Here is a 16,865-nt window from a genome sequence, read left to right as displayed (position 1 = left end):
GATGAGTATCCGCATCGGCCACCACGGTGGCGTAACGATGGCCTTTGAACAGGGCAAACTCGTCCATGACCAGGCGTTTGACACGACTCCAATCAGGCTCTGTGACCTCCCTTGCCAGCCGACGTTTGTCGATAGTCTTGATGGTATGCCAGTGCAGGCCAAGGAGTTGCGAGATATGTTTAATCGGCAAGAGCTTGAGTAGCGCCTCGACATGCTCAATGAGCAATGTGGTCTGGCGAGCATAGGGCTTTAACCAGCTGATATGCTCCCGAACGATACCGCAATCAGGGCAAAGAATACGGCGGACGGGTAGCCGTAACTGAACCTGAAACGCCAGTATGGTTCGTTCCGATACGCTGCGAAGTGAAGCGTCGTGAACAGCCTTAGCCGGTTTGCCGCAAGCACAGTGGCCGTTATCAATCGGTTTTAGGTGGATGATGAGGGTTTGTTGATTTTGCTCGGTATGGACGGCTTCAAAGCCTTCCCAGAGCGCAATGGGGAAGGTAATATTCGACATTGAGAACGGTTGGGGTTGGTCATTGTTTTTGTTTGGCGACTAAACAATAACTCTCCAACCGTTTTCATTTCCAGTCCACGCTAATCTGCGATGAACCATAAAAAAGCCCCTTGCGGGGCTTTTCACTGACATCACATTAGAGCGAAACGTTGTGGATCCGCGCTTTCTCTTTTATGTATGACAGATAGCTGGTGGCGCTACGTGCAGTCTTGGAATCCTTGGAGGCCAATTCGGCACGGCGGTAAGCCGACTTATAGTCTTTCAGGTTCAAGTAGGCCAGTGCCAGCTCAAACTGAGCTTCGCCTGGGTTTTGCAATCCGGCATCCAGTGCTTGCTTGAATACCGGAATCGCTTCCTTGAACTGCTGATCCAAGGCCAGCAGACGGCCTTGTTTCAGGTACAGCTTGCCATCGTTACCGGCAGCAGCTGCTTGACCATAATAGGCCGCAGCCTTCTTCAGCTCCTTGGCGTTGTGGAAGAAACCGGCCAACATAGACAGGTTTTTCTCATTCTTTTCGATAAGCCCTTGTTTCATGTGCTTCTCGAAAATCACAGCGCCGCGATAAGCCGAACCTTTGGACGCCAACAGTTGCGACAAACGAGTGATGTTATCAGCGGTTTCCAGGAAACCGTTCTGATAGGCCAGATCGTAAGTCACTGTTGCCTTGTCGAAGTCCTCGGTCAGCAGATAGAGCTGAGCCAACTGAACCCAAAGACGCTTATCGTCCTGGAACAGGGGTACCATAGTTTCCAGAACACCAACCGCTTTCTTGTACTGCTTGAGGTTGAAGTAAGCCTGGAACTTAAGCTGGTAAAGGTTCTTGTCAGGCTTTTCCGCCAGTGACAAACCTTTGTCCGCTGTTTTCAGCACGTTTGGATAGTCTTTCAGTTCTGTATAAGCAATACCGATACGACGGTAGACCACAGGATCTTGCTTACAGGAGAAGTCCATCCACTTGTTATAGTAGGTGATAGCTTCTTTAAACTTCTTCTCCTGCAGCAGCAGATCCGCATACAACTTCAGAGTTGCACTGTGGTCGGTTCCGCCGAGGATATCGGCTTCTACCGCCTGTTTCAGGTACTTGATGGAGGTGCCCATCTGACCTTTTTCAGCGTAGAAGTTACCCAACATACGGGCGATATAGGCCTTGTCGAAGTCGTTACGTGCATTGGCTTCCAGCAATACGGCGATTGCTTCGTCCAGATTACCGTCCTGATAGGCTTCAAAGGATCTCTGCACCTTTTTGGCAGCAGTTTGACCCACAGCCTTGGCCTGACGCTGGTCGATAGGACACTTCTCAGCGGCCTGGGCGATTGGCGCCATCAGCACTGCACTGCCTGTCAAAGTCAACAGCATGGCTGCAGCAAGCTTATTCACTTTTTGCATCTTATCTGTCTCCTTGGTTCAGGGTGAAGTCCAGCTGAACTGTCATACCGGGTTGCTTCATCGGCTTACCGTCAACAATCTTCGGCTTGTACTTCCACTTCTTCAGTGCACGAACCGCTTCACGATCAAAGATCCTTCTCGGTTCAGCCTGGATAACTTCAACATCATCAACACCACCGAGTTCGTTGATGGTAAAGCGAAGTTGTACCCAACCTTCTTTACCGTCACGCGCCGCAGCAATGGGATACTGAGGTTCAATCCGCACGATAGGTGTTGCATCACCGTCACGGGTCATCATGTTGCCCAGCTTAAAGCCTGTGCTTGGACCGCCTGCTTCTACTCCACCCATATTGAATGACATATTGGTATCAATATCAGAAGAGCTATCCGGTGGCGTTTCCGCTGGCTTCGGTGGCTGCTCTGGTGGTGGGGGTGGCTTAGGTGTCACCCTTGGTTTCTTCTGTGCCTTCGAATCCTGCTTGTCCATTGTGATCTCGATAACTGGCGTTTCGGCTGAGGTGTCGCCTCGTTGTGCGCCACCTCCGACCAGGAATGCCATAAACCAGAACAGACCAAAAGTCACAGCAGCACCAATAATGATAGATACTAGTGCTCTTAACATATCAGTCGTTCCCCGCAGATACCGAGACCTTATCAATACCAGCAGCCTTCACCTGATCCAGTACCTTAACAACCAAGCCGTGTTGGGCTTCTTTGTCTGCCTGGATCAGAACGGCGGCTTCTGGTGCCTCCGCCAACATACGTTCTACGTTAGCGGTTACTCGTTCAATATCAACTTGACGGTTTTCCATCATAATCACGCCGGTTTTGCTGACGCCGATAAAGATGTTCGCCGAAGGTTTTGAAGTCGCTGTGGACGCCTTGGGTTTGTTGTAGTCCAAACCGGATGGCTTCACAAACGAGGTGGTCACAATGAAGAAGATCAGCATGATGAACACGATGTCGAGCATCGGGGTCATATCGATCTGTGCTTCCTCTTCTACACTGGAATGCTTCTTACGTGCCATGTTCAATCTCTCTCTAGTGGTGTGGCAGGCTGTCTTTCAGCTTTTCCAAGCTGATTTTCATCTTGGCGTCCAAACGAGTGCTAAAGAACACCCCGGACAATGCCGCGACCATACCAGCCATAGTTGGCATAGTGGCCATAGAAATACCAGCTGCCATCAGACGAGCATTACTCGTCCCCTGAACTGCCATAACATCGAACACTGAAATCATACCTGTCACTGTACCCAGCAGACCTATCATAGGACAGATGGCTACCAGTGTTTTGATGATCAGCATACGTGCATTCATATCTTGCTTCGCTTGGGATACCCAAGCTTCACGGATACGGTGTGCATACCAGGAAGTCGTTTCCTCCCTGGCATTCCATGCGGCAATAATGTCTTTATGATTCTTTGGTGATACCCAGTTCAGATACCAGAATCTTTCAAGCATCAATACCCACATGAGAAACAGCACCGCCGCAACAAGCCAGAGGACGTCGCCTCCGGAGGCCATGAAGCCCCTGACGGAATCCCAAATGTCCATCAGGTATAGCATCATTAGTCAGCCCTCTTCTCTGCGTGTTCAGCAATGATACCGGCACTTTGCTCTTCAAGGATTTGAACAATAGACTTACTGCGAGCCACAACAATGGCATGACACAACATCAGTGGCAGAGCCGCGATCAGACCCTGTACTGTAGTTACCAGTGCCATAGAGATACCACCGGCCATCAGTTTTGGATCACCCGTACCGAACAACTGGATGCTCTGGAAGGTTGCAATCATACCGGTTACGGTACCCAGCAGACCCATCATAGGAGCGATAGCCGCCAATACTTTGATGATGGAGATACGTGTTTCCAGCGCTGGTGTTTCTTTCAGGATGGCTTCATCCAGTTTCAACTCCAGAGTCTCAACGTCAACATCTTTGTTCTCTTGGTACACTTTCAGTACACGGCCCAGAGCGTTGTTACCTGGGTTGGCAACATTCTTGGCCTGAGACTTAACACGGGCACCGATAAGAGTCAGAGTAACCAGACGCTCCAGAGAGATCAGCAGACCCAGAGCCAGCAAGGCGATGATGATGTAACCAATGGTACCACCGGCCTCGATACGGTCTTGGAAGCTGGCCTTCTGAGTGAAGATGTTCAGCAGAGTACCGCGGGCAGGGTCAACATACAGCTTGGCTGTACCTGAAGTGGTTTTTTCGAAGTCGGCGATAGGCTTAACCTGATAACCTTCAGGCTGCTGTGACAGCTCCTGGATCAGACCCAGCTCGTGGTTCAGAACCACATACTTGTTGTCAGCCAACAGGTTAAAGGCACCGATACGGTAGATGGTGGTGTTTTTCACGTTACCATCAATGTCGGTTACAGAACCTTCGAACTTAACCACTTTGCCAGACTCGGCCATTTCGAACAGTTGCTCTTCCCAGAAGCGCTCCAGTTCTTCAATCTTAGGCAGTTGCTTACGGGCACCCAGGTCTTGAACGAACTTGTCACGTCCTGGATATTGAGCACTGACGTTGGAGTTGATCAGCTTGCCGGCGAAATCGCCTGCTTCACCTTTAACCACACCAAACATTTCACCCAGGTCACCCTGAGCGGTTTTCAGATCTTCTTCGAGCTGAGCAATCTTACGCTCGTTATCGAGGAAGGCCTGGTTCAGGTCTTTACCACGCTGAGTTTCAGCAGCCAGCGCATCTTTTTCACGCTTCAGCAGAGCAGCCTTGTCGCCACGCTCGGCTTGGAACTCTTTCTCACGCTTGGCGTTGATTTTACCTTGAGCGGCACGCTCAACTTTAACTTGCTGCAGCAGTTGGTCAATCGTCTTAGGCGCCTCGGCGGCACTGGCCATACCGGCAGACAGTGAAAAACTGGCAGCAACGACGGCGGTAGTGATTAGCTTTTTCATTATTGTGCAGCCTCCGCAGCTGGAATTGGTAGTGCGAACAGATCCAGAGCCCCTTGTTTACGGGCGATACGAATACCCTTGGTGATGTCACGCAGGTAGCTGTCATCCAGCTTATCCCAGCCCTTGGTTTCAGGGTTGTACATCCAGGCAGTCTTCTGGTCCAGGCTCTGAGCGTACAGAGCTACGCGGCCCAAGCGGAAGAAATCAACCAGCACTTCTTTACCATCAAGATTCAGCTTACCGGTTTCAACGTCAACAAAGCTGCCGTATTCACGCTCGATGCTGTAAGCATCCAGGATCAGACGGAACTTTTCAGCCAGAGTCACTTCGGCAGTGTTAAGCAGGTCTTTGAGGTTTTTAACGCGCTGCGCACGGTCTTCAGATTTGAATGGCAGATCCAGAGCCACGAATTGCTCCAGTGCATCAACCATTTTAAACATCAAAGGAACAACACCCTGACGCAGTTTGTCTACGCCATTGATATCGTCCTGAATGGATTTCATTGTGGCTTCCTGATCAGCGACCAGTCCAGCCAGATAATCATTGTAGGCTTTGAGAGATTCACGCTCGTCAGCAACGGCGGAATATTCGAAAAGCATATCTTGAGCCTGGTCAAAATACTTATCGATCTTCTTCTGTGACGCAACGGCGTCTGACTGCAGACGACCCGCGGCTTGTTGCGCGTCGGTAAGAGGATCTGCAACGACTAAGTTGCTGCTGGCGAGTGCCAGCGCGCCAACAAGCGCAGAAGCGATTTTTGTTCTATTGCTTACCTTGGACATAGTTCCCAACCAATTTGAAGTGATTAAAAAGGTTTAACTTTTCAGCAACAGTGCCCCGAATATCCCTATTTCAACGGCAGGTGGTGCTATCAAGTATGTCTTTCTCTTGTGATTGTTAGTTTTTTATCTTCCCTTTCCTATGCCCCTGAAGGCATAGACCCGCTGGCATCATTTCACAAAATGTTGACCTGTGTCAACATTTGAAATGAGACGAAAACGCTGGAAACTAAGGCTAACTGTGTGATTAATCATCAATGGCTTTTTTTTACATTTAGTGATCAATTGTCAGCCATCTTCTTGAACGGTGAATAACGGTAAAAACAGCACTAACTAATATTTAACCTTATGATTTATATATAATTAAAAAGCATAAGTCGGTGCGTTATGTTTTATCAATCTTGAAAGAATTCAATTCTGTCGAGCGATGGCAATACACTTTTTCCAAGTGATTACTGTCCTTGGGAAAGCGGTTTAACCACAAAGCCGTCTCCCCTGCTCTCTTGCCATGAAATCAATTGGCAGCCCGGGTCGACTCCAGTTGTTACGCAATAGTGTTTTGTCAATTTGCGACTATGTCTTACTTATATAGAGAGTTTAAAAAGTAAAAACCCCGGAAGGTATCCCGGGGTTTCATTCAATGAAGCTGACTTAATTCATCCAAAGATGAAATCTGCCATTAGAACTTCATGCTGGCACGAACGAAGAAGTAGCGGCCCAACATATCATAGGTATAAGGGTCGGTATTCGAGTCGTTGTTACCTGTGTAGTATGGAGGCTCTTTGTCGAACAGGTTGTTGACACCACCGGATACGCGGATGCGGTCGGTGATATCGTAAGAACCCGACAGGTCATGGTAAACCACGCTGTCAACTGAAGGCGCGTAGCAGCTGCCATCGTCGTTCTTACAAGCAAATGAATCCATACCATCTATATAGCGGGCTTCATAAGTGACAGTCCAGTCATCACCGGCTGCAGTGATATTCAGGTTGCTCTTGAATTTGGCATAAGCACCCACACCACCTGTGATGTAACCACGATAGTCAACCGCATTACCATCCGGGTCAAACTCTTCATACTCGCTCAGGATAGAGCTGTCCCAGCCGGCTTTCCAGTCCAGACCGAAGGCATTGAATACGTAGGCAACGTTGATATCGTAACCAGAGGTATTGGTAGCACCTATGTTCTGCAGACCGTTGTCGAACTTGATACGACCACTATTGTCGATTTCGATGTTGGAAGACTGACACAGCGCAGTGCCTGTGTTGATCTTGTTGCCACCGGCATCCAGACACTGGTTGGCAACATAGTTGTTGTCAACTGAAGTAATAGTGTTGGAGATCTCGATGTCATAGTAATCGACGGTCAGAGACAGACCTTCTACAAAGCTTGGTGAATACACCAGACCCAGAGTAGTGATATCAGCTTCTTCAGGGGTCAGCATTTCGTTACCACCAACAGTCACTTCAGCCTGGTCCTGATCGGTGGCAGGGTGAACTATCTGTTCGAACGATGGTGACTTACCACCGTACAGTTCATATACAGTTGGTGCACGGAAGGCTGTAGACATACCACCGCGGATCATCAGGTCATCATATACACGCCAAGTCAGACCCAGTTTCCAGGTAGTATCATCACCGAAAGTGCTGTAGTCGAAGTAACGCATAGCGGCACTCAGATCCACTTGTTGTGCCAAAGGCAGCTCGCTCAGCAGTGGGATTGCCAATTCTGCGTAGAATTCGTTAACGCTGAAATCACCGGCAGTTGGCTCAACACGAGGATCGTTTGCCAGCCCCTGAGAAGTCAGGGAATCCGGAGTATAATGAGCCGCTTCTTTACGGTGCTCATAACCCGCTGCAAAGCCCATCATACCGGCAGGCATTTCAAACAGATCGCCGGACAGAGTTGCTGCAATCACATCCAACTCACTGCCACCGCTGTTCACTTCAGTATAGATGTATGGCTTGATGCTCTCACCTTCCCATGAAGATTGCAGGAAAGGATCGAAAGTGCCTTCGAGTACCGCAGCGTTGATAGAACCTAAGTTGTGCAGGTTAGCCAGAGTATCGGTTGAGTCGTTCTTACCTTTGTTATAAGAAGCATCCCAGGTCCAGCCGTTTTCAAACTCACCTTCCAGGCCAACAACGATACGTATGGTGTCTACTACCTGGTCAAAGTCACGGGTACCGGACTCAACCATACGACGACCATAAGCCAGTTCTTCACCTGGCTGAACCCAAGGCAGCAGGTCATCAGTCATCCAGCCGCCGGCTGATTTTGGATTGTAAACCCAGGCATCACCGTTCCAGATTGGCTGAGGCGCCATCTGCTGATTGGACCAACGCTTGGAGTACATGGCTTCGGTGAAGAAGCGAATAGATTCGGTCAGTTCATAAGTACCGGCCATGGACAGGTTCAAACGCTCCATTGGCGTCGACAGATAGCTGTCCTTGGCGTAGTTGTATCTGTCAGCATCACCGAACTCGTGGTAGGTACCACCCAGGCCACTCAGATCGGCCTCAGACATGCCATCAAAGTACTGGAACTTTGGCTTGCCTTCACCGTTATCAACATATTCACCATAGTAGCCCTTGTCACCTATGGCATAAGCACCATCTGGACCTGAGCCAACAATACCAAAGTTGTTGTCACCCCAGACATGGCCGCCTTGAGAGTAGCTACTACCGCCACAGTACAGGCTACGGTCCCCTTTTGGACCTGTCTCAGCAATTGGACAGTTGGAGAAATCGCGATCTGCCTGGCTGGCATCACCGCGCTTGGTGTACTGAGCATTTACTACGATATTACCTTTCTCGAAGGTGTTACCCAGAGTCATGTCGATGCTGGACTCGTCGGCATCACCTTCTCCGGAAATACCGGTCTGAACGTTGATTTCAAAACCGTCGAAATCTCTTTTCAGAATGATGTTAACCACACCGGCAATCGCATCAGTACCATAAATGGCAGAAGCACCATCTTTAAGTACTTCGACACGCTGGATCATGGAAACTGGGATAGTGTTAAGGTCAACAGAAGAAGCTGCACCGGTACCGGATGCAATCATACGACGACCATTCACCAGAACCAGAGTACGGTTGTCACCCAAACCACGCAGGTTGATACGAGAGTTACCGCCTGAACCGTTGTTGATACCGGCGTTGGTCATGGCGCCACCGGCAGAGGTCATTTTCTGCAGAACGTCATCAATGTTAACGGCACCTGACGCTATGATAGATGAAGCATCGATCACGCTAACAGGGCTTGCTGTTTCCATATCGGTGCGCTTGATGCGAGAGCCTGTAACCTGAATACGCTCTACATTGTCAGCACCTTCTTCGGCCGCCAAAACGGTTGGAGCGCTAAAAGCAGTCGCTGCAACACCACCAACCAATGCCAGACGCACTGCGTTGGTTAACGAATTATTCTTATACATACTTATCTCCCTTTCGACATCTTGTGTCTTGGTAACGGATCCGAATGCTTTGCCCGGATCCTTTAGTTGTTTGCAGGTAGACATAAGTTAACCAGCAACAATTTCACGCAAATAAAATCACATAACAAACATTTTATCAACATTTGAAACGTTAATATTGCATATAAAATTAACAACAAAAGAGAGAAGGTATTATTTCACTGAGCTTGAATATAACGGCTATCACAGCGGTATTAGGTATTTGGGGTAGTGTTATAACTTGTAACAGCCTGAAGTAAGGGGAGTTTATCGCGATGCCTTTTCCCACCAGAAAAGTAACACATGTGTTACATACCTCTTTCAGGAAAGGAGTGTGAACACTTGTTTTTTTCCAATAAAAAAGCGCCTTTCGGCGCTTTTTTGAACAGCTCAATCTGTAATCAGAGGGTATAGCGAATACCTATTGCAATGCCATCATCTTCAGACAATTCCATAGCAGCCTCTTCGGCGCCCTTGAAATCAGAGAAGTCTTTACGGCCTTCAACATACAATACGGTATTGGCATCCCATATATAGTGAACACCCATAACCACAAACTGACGCTTGAACACATCACCACCGTAAGCCTGCTCGTAAGCATCGCCGGCGTTCAGTAAGTTGTATGAGACAAAGGTACGAATATCATTGTCAAAGCGGTACGAAACCAGAGTTTCAACACCATAAGATTCAGGGATCAAACGCCCCAGATTATCTGTATCGTGGAACTCGTTCTTGTTGACGTTGGCAGCGGCATACAAACCTTGATTATCCCAACCACCCCAAGTAATACCTGCACCATAGATATAGTCAGACTCGGAGAAAGTACTGCCATCTGCGCGGATCGCTTCAAACTCACCATAGTTATAGCCAGCCATCAGGCTGAGATCTTTGCTGACCGCATAGGTCAAGGCAATGCCATAGGTGTTGTTGAATTCCACCTTGGTGGCGGTTCCGGCGGTCGCAGCTGTGCCGGTAACAGGCGCATGATCCCTTGGCGGGAACGGGTTGGTACCTGAACTTTCATCCATCAGGAAGTCATCGTGCTTCAACTGAGTCTGGATGGCAAAACTGAAATCGCCAAAGCTGTTGCGATACTGAACCGTCTTATCACCACGACCGGTACCATTGATGGCGCCATCATCCTTGTTATAGGTATAGACACCGGCAGCGTTACCATCCCACACAAAGCCATAGTTGGTGTTGTACACCACGTCATACCAGGCGCCCCACTGTTTACCTATGGTCAGGGTGCCGTACTTGTCGTGAGAAAGTCCCGCATAACCAAGACGATTGTAGAAGAAATCATCCTGGACTGATTCAAACTTGCTGCTATAGACAATATCGCTGTTACCGAATGGGTTGACACCCCATTCAAGCATCACAAACGCATTCCAGCCGTGGGTCAGCTCACGTTCAAAGCCAAAATTGATCCTGGAAGCACCATTGACGACTTCCGTTTCACCCTGAGTATTGATTACTCGGGCATCAACGAAACCGCCGATAGAGACTGCATTTTTTTGATCTTTGTAGATTTCAATAGCTTGAACCGATGGAACGGCCAAGAGTCCTGCCAGGACGGATGCGATGAGAGTCTTGTTCATTTGCTGTTAACCTTAAGTGTTTTCAGTCTGCCTACCCCATTCCGTTGTTTTATTTCCTTCCAAGGGTGGCGAAGATTAGCAAAAGGTCAGTAAAGCGGCAAAGACAAAAATCACATTTTTTATTAGTTTTACCTTAAAAAAAACCACAAGAACCGATAAAACCCAGCAATAAAACCATTTATTAACTTTATTAACCTTTTAAAACAAATTAAGCGTCAGATTAAACTCATTTGTCCCGTGCTGATTGATGTGAAATTTTCTTTCATTATGGAAAGTATTGGATCGGCTATCGGCTTGATCTGTCTTTCGATGTAGTAGTCATAATCAATGGCAGAACGCCTGAGGGAAACAGCTTCGGGGCCATTGATTGTTACCAGGTAATCAATCCGGGTGCCCAAACGGCCATAACGAGGGTCGCCGGTCTGCCCCAACAGTTGTCTGGCGGCCTTGACATGGGGTGATGCTTTGGCCTGATAGGCATCCAACTTACGCCTTAGCCGCTTGGAGAAAACAAGCTCGCTATCATAGTCGCCGCGTTTGAGCGCTTCTATTTCTGTGGCCAAAAAGCCCACTACATCCAAGCCATTGAACATACGCCGGTACAGCTCGTACTGCACTCGTCTGGCCAGAGGGCTCCAATCGCTGCGAACCTGCTCCATGCCTTTGAAGATGATATCCAACTGACCTTGGCTATTGCGGCAGGCACCGACATAGCGCTTTTTGGAGCCTTCTTCCGAATCTCTGAGGGTGGGCATCAGAAACTGTTCATAATGGCGCTCAAACTCGAGTTCCAGATGACTCTGCAACTGAAAATGCTCCGTCAAATGCTGTTGCCACTTGGCGGTTATCCTGGCAGCCAACTCCCTGCCGAAGGCTTGCGGATCTGTGATGTCATGCTGCTGTCCCAGCCAAACAAATGTCGAATCAGTGTCGCCATAGATGACACTCATGCCTTCATCCTCAATCCAACGTTTGGTCTGCTGCATGATTTCATGGCCGCGCATGGTAATTGAGCTTGCCAATCGGGCATCGTGGAACACACAGCCCCGAGAGCCCAGTACCCCATAAAGCGAATTCATGATGATCTTGATTGCCTGAGACAGGGGGGCATTGGCTTGGGCCTTGGCGCTTTCCCGCTCTTGGGCCAACTTGGCGATAAGCGTTGGCAAGATAGGTTGTTTGCGACTGAACCTGGCACCGAGAAAGCCGGGAACCGTCTCAACTTCGGGGTCACCCATGCCCTGTACCAGCCCCATGGGGTCGATTAAAAAAGTACGGATAATCGAAGGGTATAGACTCTTGAAGTCCAGCACCAGAATGTCCCGGTAAAGGCCCGGAATGGAGTCCATCACATAGCCGCCGGGACTCTCCAGGCCATCACTGGCCGGTGCTGCCGGCGCCACAAATCCGGCCCGGTGCAAGTGTGGCAGGTAGAGATGATTGAACGCCGCCACCGAAGCCCCTACCCGGCCAAACTCCAACCCGGTCAGCTGCGCCCGGGCCAAAGCAAAATTCAATAGATCGGTTTTATCGAAAATATCCAGCACCAGACGACAATCGGTCAGATTGTAGTGGGCCAATGCCAATTTATCCTCTTGAAAGAGGTGGCTTATCTCCTGACCGCGATCTTCAACTTTATCTATCGCCTTGCCCTCACTCAAGAGTGCGCGGGAGACGAACTCGAGCGAATAGCGCTCAAACTGATAGAAGGCGGCCTTGAGCCAGTCTATACCGTCCAGCACCACTCTCCCGGGTAAGGAGAGGGTTTCCGGTCGATACTTGCCTTCCACCAACCAGGACATGGGCACGCCTCCGCGCCCAAGCCGTGCTTCAATACCATGATGGGCATATCGTCGGCTCAGCAGTGCCAGGTCAAAATTGACAACCGACCAACCTATGATGATGTCCGGATCCCAGAGACTGAACCAGTCAACCAAAGCCTGCAACAGGGCTGCTTCATCCCTGACCCAGTGGATATAGACAGGCCCGTCCTGGGCTTGGCCTATCATGTACACGCGCTGAAACAGCTCTCCATCGCGGTCACGACCGTAGAGTCCGGCGGAATAGAGTTCACCCTGCATGCTGCATTCAAGATCGAGGGAAATAACAGCCAGACCTATATTGTTCAGCGAGGCTTTCCTGGCGCGACTGGCAACAAACCGCTTCAGCGCACCGCTTTCTTCGCTGAAATAACCGTAAAACTCGGCATCGAGCGCAATAAAGCGCTCAATCAAGAAACGCTGCTGGGGTTTAAGATCGGCTTCATACAAAGGCATCCCCTGATCCTGGGCCTGCTTTTGCAGCAACCGCATCTGTTGCCGACTGCGACTGTAAAGCGCTGCAACCTTCTCTTTGGCGAAGTTTCTCAGCGCCAGCGGCTGGGCCCTCACCTGGCTTAAACCCTGGCATAAAACCGCCGCATCCTGCTCTTTGGCAAAGCAAACCTGTTCCTGCCCCGGCACCTCAACCAACACAGGCCCCTGCTCAGTGGCCAGATAGTACTGCAGGCATAACCCCTCGTCTCTCTGAGCCAGATGACGGGTAAGAATAAGGCCCTTAAGGGTTTGCGGCGTGTTTTGGGGCATGAGTCGGGACAATCGCGTTTTAGAGGTTTATTAGCATAAGAAATTACTGGTAATATATACAGGATAATTTTCCAGAACCGAGTCTCATGCTAGCAGCCCATGTAAAGACCCAGATCCGTGAGATCTACAAGGACATTGCCTCTGCACTGCCCAACTTCCGTTCCCGCCGGGAACAGAATTATATGGTGGCGGAGATCTCCAAGACACTTGCCGGTGAATACGACAAGCAGCGGCGCATCATGGTGATTGAAGCGGGAACAGGTATAGGTAAATCCCTGGCCTATATTCTGGGAACCATTCCCCTGGCGCTGGCCAACAAGAAAAAAGTCTGTATTGCCACCGCGACAGTGGCGCTGCAGGAACAGTTGCTGCATAAAGATCTGCCGTTTTTTCTGCAACACTCCAAACTCAACTTCCGTTTCGGTCTGGTCAAAGGGCGTCAGCGTTACGTGTGTCTGGCCAAGCTTGAGATGTTGGTCGGTGATGGCAACGGCAGCCAGATGGCCATGTGGCAGACCAAGCCGGATACCTCACAGGTTGAGCAGTTGCAGGCGCTGCTCAAAGACTATCAGGATGGCCGCTGGAATGGTGAGCTCGATACCCTCAAGACGCCGCTGCCGGACCACCTGTGGCAACAGATAGCCTGTGACAAACACAGCTGTCATCGCCAACTTGCCAGTCACAGCCACTGCCCCTTCCACAAGGCCCGCGAAGATATTGACACCTGGGATGTGCTTATTGCCAACCATAGTTTGTTACTGGCCGACCTTGAACTGGGTGGCGGTGTGATTCTGCCGGATCCGGAAGAAGTCTATTACGTTATCGACGAAGCCCATCACCTGCCGAATGTGGCCAGGGATTTCTCCAGCGCCCAGGCCACGCTCAGGGGCGCCTGTGATTGGCTGGAGAAAGTCAGCAAGACCACGGCCAAACTGCAAAACCAAATAAAGAGCAACAATATCATCGCCCCGGCGCAGGCGATGCTGGATCGCATCGAAGAATTAACCGGTCTGCTGAATCAGGTTGCCCACTACTGTGATACCCAACCCAAACTCTTTGCCAACCCGGAAAACCGCCTGCGGTTCGAACATGGCAAGCTGCCGGACGCCCTGTTGATTCAGGCGGAAAACCTGGCCACGGCCTCCAACGATGCCCTCAAGCAATTCAACAAGATGCAGGCTATCCTCAGCGAAAGCGTCAAGGATGGTGAATTACCAAGGCATCAGGCGGAAGCCCTCTTGAGTGAAACCGGCTTTATGATGCAGCGCCTGGAAAACCTGCAAAAGCTCTGGAAAATGATGGCCAAGGAGGACAGTCCCAAAGGTGCCCCCACCGCCCGCTGGATTGAAGCCCTCAGCGGCAAGCAGCAGGACTACCTTTTCAGTGCATCGCCAATCGAAGTCGGCTATATGCTGGAACATATGTTGTGGGAAAAAGCCGCCGGCATCGTGCTATGTAGCGCCACCCTCAGAGCACTAAACCGCTTTGAGCATTTTGCCTATCAGGTTGGCCTGTCACTCAATGATGGCAGTCGCTACCTGGCGCTGCAATCTCCTTTCGATTTTGAAAACAACGCCACTCTCTACCTGCCGAAAATGCGCACCGAGCCAACCGAAGACGCCTACACAGAAGAACTCGCCAGCCAGATAAAGCAGTTGGTGGAGGGTGAAATGGCCACTCTGGTGCTGTTTGCCTCCTACTGGCAGATGGAAAAGGTGGCCGATCTACTGCGCAACAAGTTGGTATCCGAACCGCTGATCCAGGGCAGTGCCCCACGCCAGCACTTGCTCGAGCAGCATAAGCAGAAATGTGACAAAGGCGAGCCCAGCATTATCTTTGGTACCGGCAGTTTTTCCGAGGGTCTCGACCTTCCCGGCGACTACCTGACCAACTTAATAGTGACCAAGCTGCCGTTTGCCGTGCCCACCTCGCCGGTAGAGCAGGCCCATGCAGAATATGTCAAAATGAAAGGCGGTAACCCGTTTTTACAATTGACTATTCCGGATGCGTCACGGAAACTCATCCAGAGTTGCGGCCGCCTGTTGCGAAAAGAGCAGGACTATGGCCGAATAACCATATTGGACAGGCGTTTGGTAACCAAAAGATACGGGTCGTCGCTGCTCGATGCCCTGCCGCCTTACCGCCGCGTTATCGAATGATGCGCTCAATCAGGATGTAAAGTGGATATTCTGCTCGAACCCAGCAGCTGGGCCATATTGGCCGCAGTCGGCCTGCTGGCCGGATTTATTGATGCCGTAGTCGGTGGCGGCGGCCTGCTGTCCATTCCCGCCTTGCTGACCGTGGGCATGCCGCCTCATCTGGCGCTGGGGACCAATAAACTGGCGGCCTGCTTCGGCTCATCCATGGCGGCATTTACCTACTACCGCAAGCAGTTGCTGACGCCAAAGTTCTGGCTGTTCGCCTTTATTGCCACCGCCGTAGGCGCCGTTATCGGCAGCATTGCCGTTTATCTCATCGATACCCGTTGGCTGGAAAAAATTCTGCCATTGCTTATTATCGCCATCGCGCTCTATTCGCTGTTTTCACCCGGAGCCATGGGCTGCAGCCAGTGTAAACCCGTCACCGAAACGCCGGCGAAACATAAACAGATACTTCAGGGGCTAGGGCTTGGCGCCTATGACGGCTTTGCCGGCCCAGGCATTGGCGCCTTTTGGGCAGTCAGCTCGACCGCGCTTTACCGCCTGCCCTTCCTGCACAGTAGCGCCTTGGCCAGAGCGATGACTTTTGTCAGCAACATCACGGCATTGATGATTTTCCTGCTGCTAGGTAAGGTGCACCTTTTGGTAGGTGTGGTGATGGGCTTGTGTATGATGCTGGGTTCTTATATCGGCGCCCACTCGGCTATCCGCTTTGGAATGCCGTTTATCAGGCCACTCTTTATTGCTATCGTGGTGCTTATCGCCGCCAATCTAGCCTGGAGTGCCTGGTTTTGAACACCAACCAACTGGTACAACGCCTGCGGGAACAACTCAGGCAGTTGGAGCAGGAAGTGCTGCAACATGATGCCTCTTTGCCACCTGCGCAGCGCAAACTGCTGCAGGATACAGAACGCTTCAACAGCGAACTGTTTATTCAGCATGGTGCCCAACTCTATCCCTGCGTGGAACAGCTGCACAAGAGCATAGATCAGCTGGAAAAACAGTTACGCCATCAGTTGGCCCAACACACTATCGCCTTAAGCTGCGAACGCATTCAGGACAGGTTTGTCGCCCTGAAACGGGCCTTGGGAACCACAGGTCTCAACGCCAGGATCCAGAAGCTGCAGCAGGCCAGTAAACGGCAAAGCTACCAACAACGTCAGGGCCGCCGGCATCAGGAAAGTGGTTTTGGCTGGATCGCCGCAGGTGTAATGCAAAACAGCCATCAATTGTACGAAGAGCTGAACAAACATCTGAACTGGGCCAAAAAAATAGAACAAAAGATTGAACAATTGCAATCAAAGCTTGAAAACTGTCATAGTACTGACAAAATCCCCGTCCAGAATGACATCCTTTTGATGCATCGCCGCCTCGGTAAGTGCAGGCAGGCGATCAGCTATATTGAAGATCGCATTCAGGCATTTGAACGTCCGCATCAGAGTTACAATCGTTAAGGAGCAAC

Annotated in this window: 13 protein-coding genes; 3 read left to right on the top strand and 10 right to left on the bottom strand. The window is 50.4% G+C overall.

The features are described 5' to 3' along the window. The 10 genes from ACMHXI_RS15080 to ACMHXI_RS15035 form a co-directional block, all read right to left on the bottom strand. Positions 1-517: helix-turn-helix domain-containing protein (locus ACMHXI_RS15080; protein WP_413735362.1), on the bottom strand; the 517-nt coding region annotated here is incomplete at its 3' end. A 136-nt stretch (positions 518-653) separates the two neighbouring features. Then, complete coding sequence (locus ACMHXI_RS15075) at positions 654-1,904, bottom strand: tetratricopeptide repeat protein (RefSeq protein ID WP_025011240.1); 1,251 nt, start codon at positions 1,902-1,904, stop codon at positions 654-656. 1 nt (position 1,905) lies between these two features. Continuing rightward, the gene (locus ACMHXI_RS15070; protein ID WP_025887156.1) at positions 1,906-2,526 is read right to left on the bottom strand and encodes an energy transducer TonB; all 621 of its coding nucleotides are present in this window, start codon (positions 2,524-2,526) and stop codon (positions 1,906-1,908) included. Between the two features lies 1 nt (position 2,527). Then, a complete protein-coding gene (locus ACMHXI_RS15065; RefSeq protein ID WP_025011238.1) occupies positions 2,528-2,932 on the bottom strand; it encodes an ExbD/TolR family protein in 405 nt (134 codons plus the stop codon). Between the two features lie 13 nt (positions 2,933-2,945). Further along, a complete protein-coding gene (locus tag ACMHXI_RS15060) occupies positions 2,946-3,473 on the bottom strand; it encodes a MotA/TolQ/ExbB proton channel family protein (protein ID WP_081737208.1) in 528 nt (175 codons plus the stop codon). Then, complete coding sequence (locus tag ACMHXI_RS15055) at positions 3,473-4,828, bottom strand: MotA/TolQ/ExbB proton channel family protein (protein ID WP_025011236.1); 1,356 nt, start codon at positions 4,826-4,828, stop codon at positions 3,473-3,475. The genes ACMHXI_RS15060 and ACMHXI_RS15055 overlap by 1 nt, the downstream gene beginning before the upstream one ends. Then, the gene (locus ACMHXI_RS15050; protein ID WP_025011235.1) at positions 4,828-5,610 is read right to left on the bottom strand and encodes a DUF3450 domain-containing protein; all 783 of its coding nucleotides are present in this window, start codon (positions 5,608-5,610) and stop codon (positions 4,828-4,830) included. Before ACMHXI_RS15050 ends, ACMHXI_RS15055 begins: the two co-directional genes overlap by 1 nt. A gap of 676 nt (positions 5,611-6,286) precedes the next feature. Further along, positions 6,287-9,040 (bottom strand): TonB-dependent receptor, encoded by a 2,754-nt coding sequence (locus tag ACMHXI_RS15045; RefSeq protein WP_107352925.1) that lies wholly within the window; start codon positions 9,038-9,040, stop codon positions 6,287-6,289. 419 nt (positions 9,041-9,459) lie between these two features. Continuing rightward, entirely contained in the window at positions 9,460-10,659 is a 1,200-nt protein-coding gene (locus ACMHXI_RS15040; RefSeq protein WP_335918205.1) for a porin, read from the bottom strand. 215 nt (positions 10,660-10,874) lie between these two features. Continuing rightward, positions 10,875-13,244, bottom strand: coding sequence for a DNA polymerase II (locus ACMHXI_RS15035; RefSeq protein WP_413735357.1), 2,370 nt, complete (start codon positions 13,242-13,244; stop codon positions 10,875-10,877). An 86-nt stretch (positions 13,245-13,330) separates the two neighbouring features. Between ACMHXI_RS15035 and dinG the strand changes: the two genes are divergently transcribed. Genes dinG through ACMHXI_RS15020 form a run of 3 tightly spaced genes read left to right on the top strand, consistent with a single transcriptional unit; the run spans position 13,331 to position 16,857 of the window. Continuing rightward, positions 13,331-15,403 (top strand): ATP-dependent DNA helicase DinG, encoded by a 2,073-nt coding sequence (gene dinG / locus ACMHXI_RS15030; RefSeq protein WP_413735356.1) that lies wholly within the window; start codon positions 13,331-13,333, stop codon positions 15,401-15,403. Between the two features lie 21 nt (positions 15,404-15,424). Further along, positions 15,425-16,198 carry a TSUP family transporter gene (locus ACMHXI_RS15025; protein ID WP_025011233.1) on the top strand — a complete coding sequence of 258 codons (774 nt, stop codon included), beginning with the start codon at positions 15,425-15,427 and terminating at the stop codon, positions 16,196-16,198. Beyond that, complete coding sequence (locus ACMHXI_RS15020; RefSeq protein ID WP_025011232.1) at positions 16,195-16,857, top strand: primosomal replication protein; 663 nt, start codon at positions 16,195-16,197, stop codon at positions 16,855-16,857. Before ACMHXI_RS15025 ends, ACMHXI_RS15020 begins: the two co-directional genes overlap by 4 nt. The last annotated feature ends 8 nt before the right edge of the window (positions 16,858-16,865 follow it).

The sequence above is a fragment of the Shewanella sp. BJSY2023SW005 genome (assembly GCF_047314585.1).
Classification (GTDB): Bacteria; Pseudomonadota; Gammaproteobacteria; order Enterobacterales; family Shewanellaceae; genus Shewanella; species Shewanella algae.
Note: the sequence above shows the minus strand (reverse complement) of the source record. Positions and strands in the feature narration are given on the sequence as shown.

Coding starts and splice junctions, on each gene's coding strand:
- ACMHXI_RS15075 (WP_025011240.1), bottom strand. CDS start 1,904: ATGCAAAAAGTGAATAAGCTTGCTGCAGCCATGCTGTTGACTTTGACA.
- ACMHXI_RS15070 (WP_025887156.1), bottom strand. CDS start 2,526: ATGTTAAGAGCACTAGTATCTATCATTATTGGTGCTGCTGTGACTTTT.
- ACMHXI_RS15065 (WP_025011238.1), bottom strand. CDS start 2,932: ATGGCACGTAAGAAGCATTCCAGTGTAGAAGAGGAAGCACAGATCGAT.
- ACMHXI_RS15060 (WP_081737208.1), bottom strand. CDS start 3,473: ATGATGCTATACCTGATGGACATTTGGGATTCCGTCAGGGGCTTCATG.
- ACMHXI_RS15055 (WP_025011236.1), bottom strand. CDS start 4,828: ATGAAAAAGCTAATCACTACCGCCGTCGTTGCTGCCAGTTTTTCACTG.
- ACMHXI_RS15050 (WP_025011235.1), bottom strand. CDS start 5,610: ATGTCCAAGGTAAGCAATAGAACAAAAATCGCTTCTGCGCTTGTTGGC.
- ACMHXI_RS15045 (WP_107352925.1), bottom strand. CDS start 9,040: ATGTATAAGAATAATTCGTTAACCAACGCAGTGCGTCTGGCATTGGTT.
- ACMHXI_RS15040 (WP_335918205.1), bottom strand. CDS start 10,659: ATGAACAAGACTCTCATCGCATCCGTCCTGGCAGGACTCTTGGCCGTT.
- ACMHXI_RS15035 (WP_413735357.1), bottom strand. CDS start 13,244: ATGCCCCAAAACACGCCGCAAACCCTTAAGGGCCTTATTCTTACCCGT.
- dinG (WP_413735356.1), top strand. CDS start 13,331: ATGCTAGCAGCCCATGTAAAGACCCAGATCCGTGAGATCTACAAGGAC.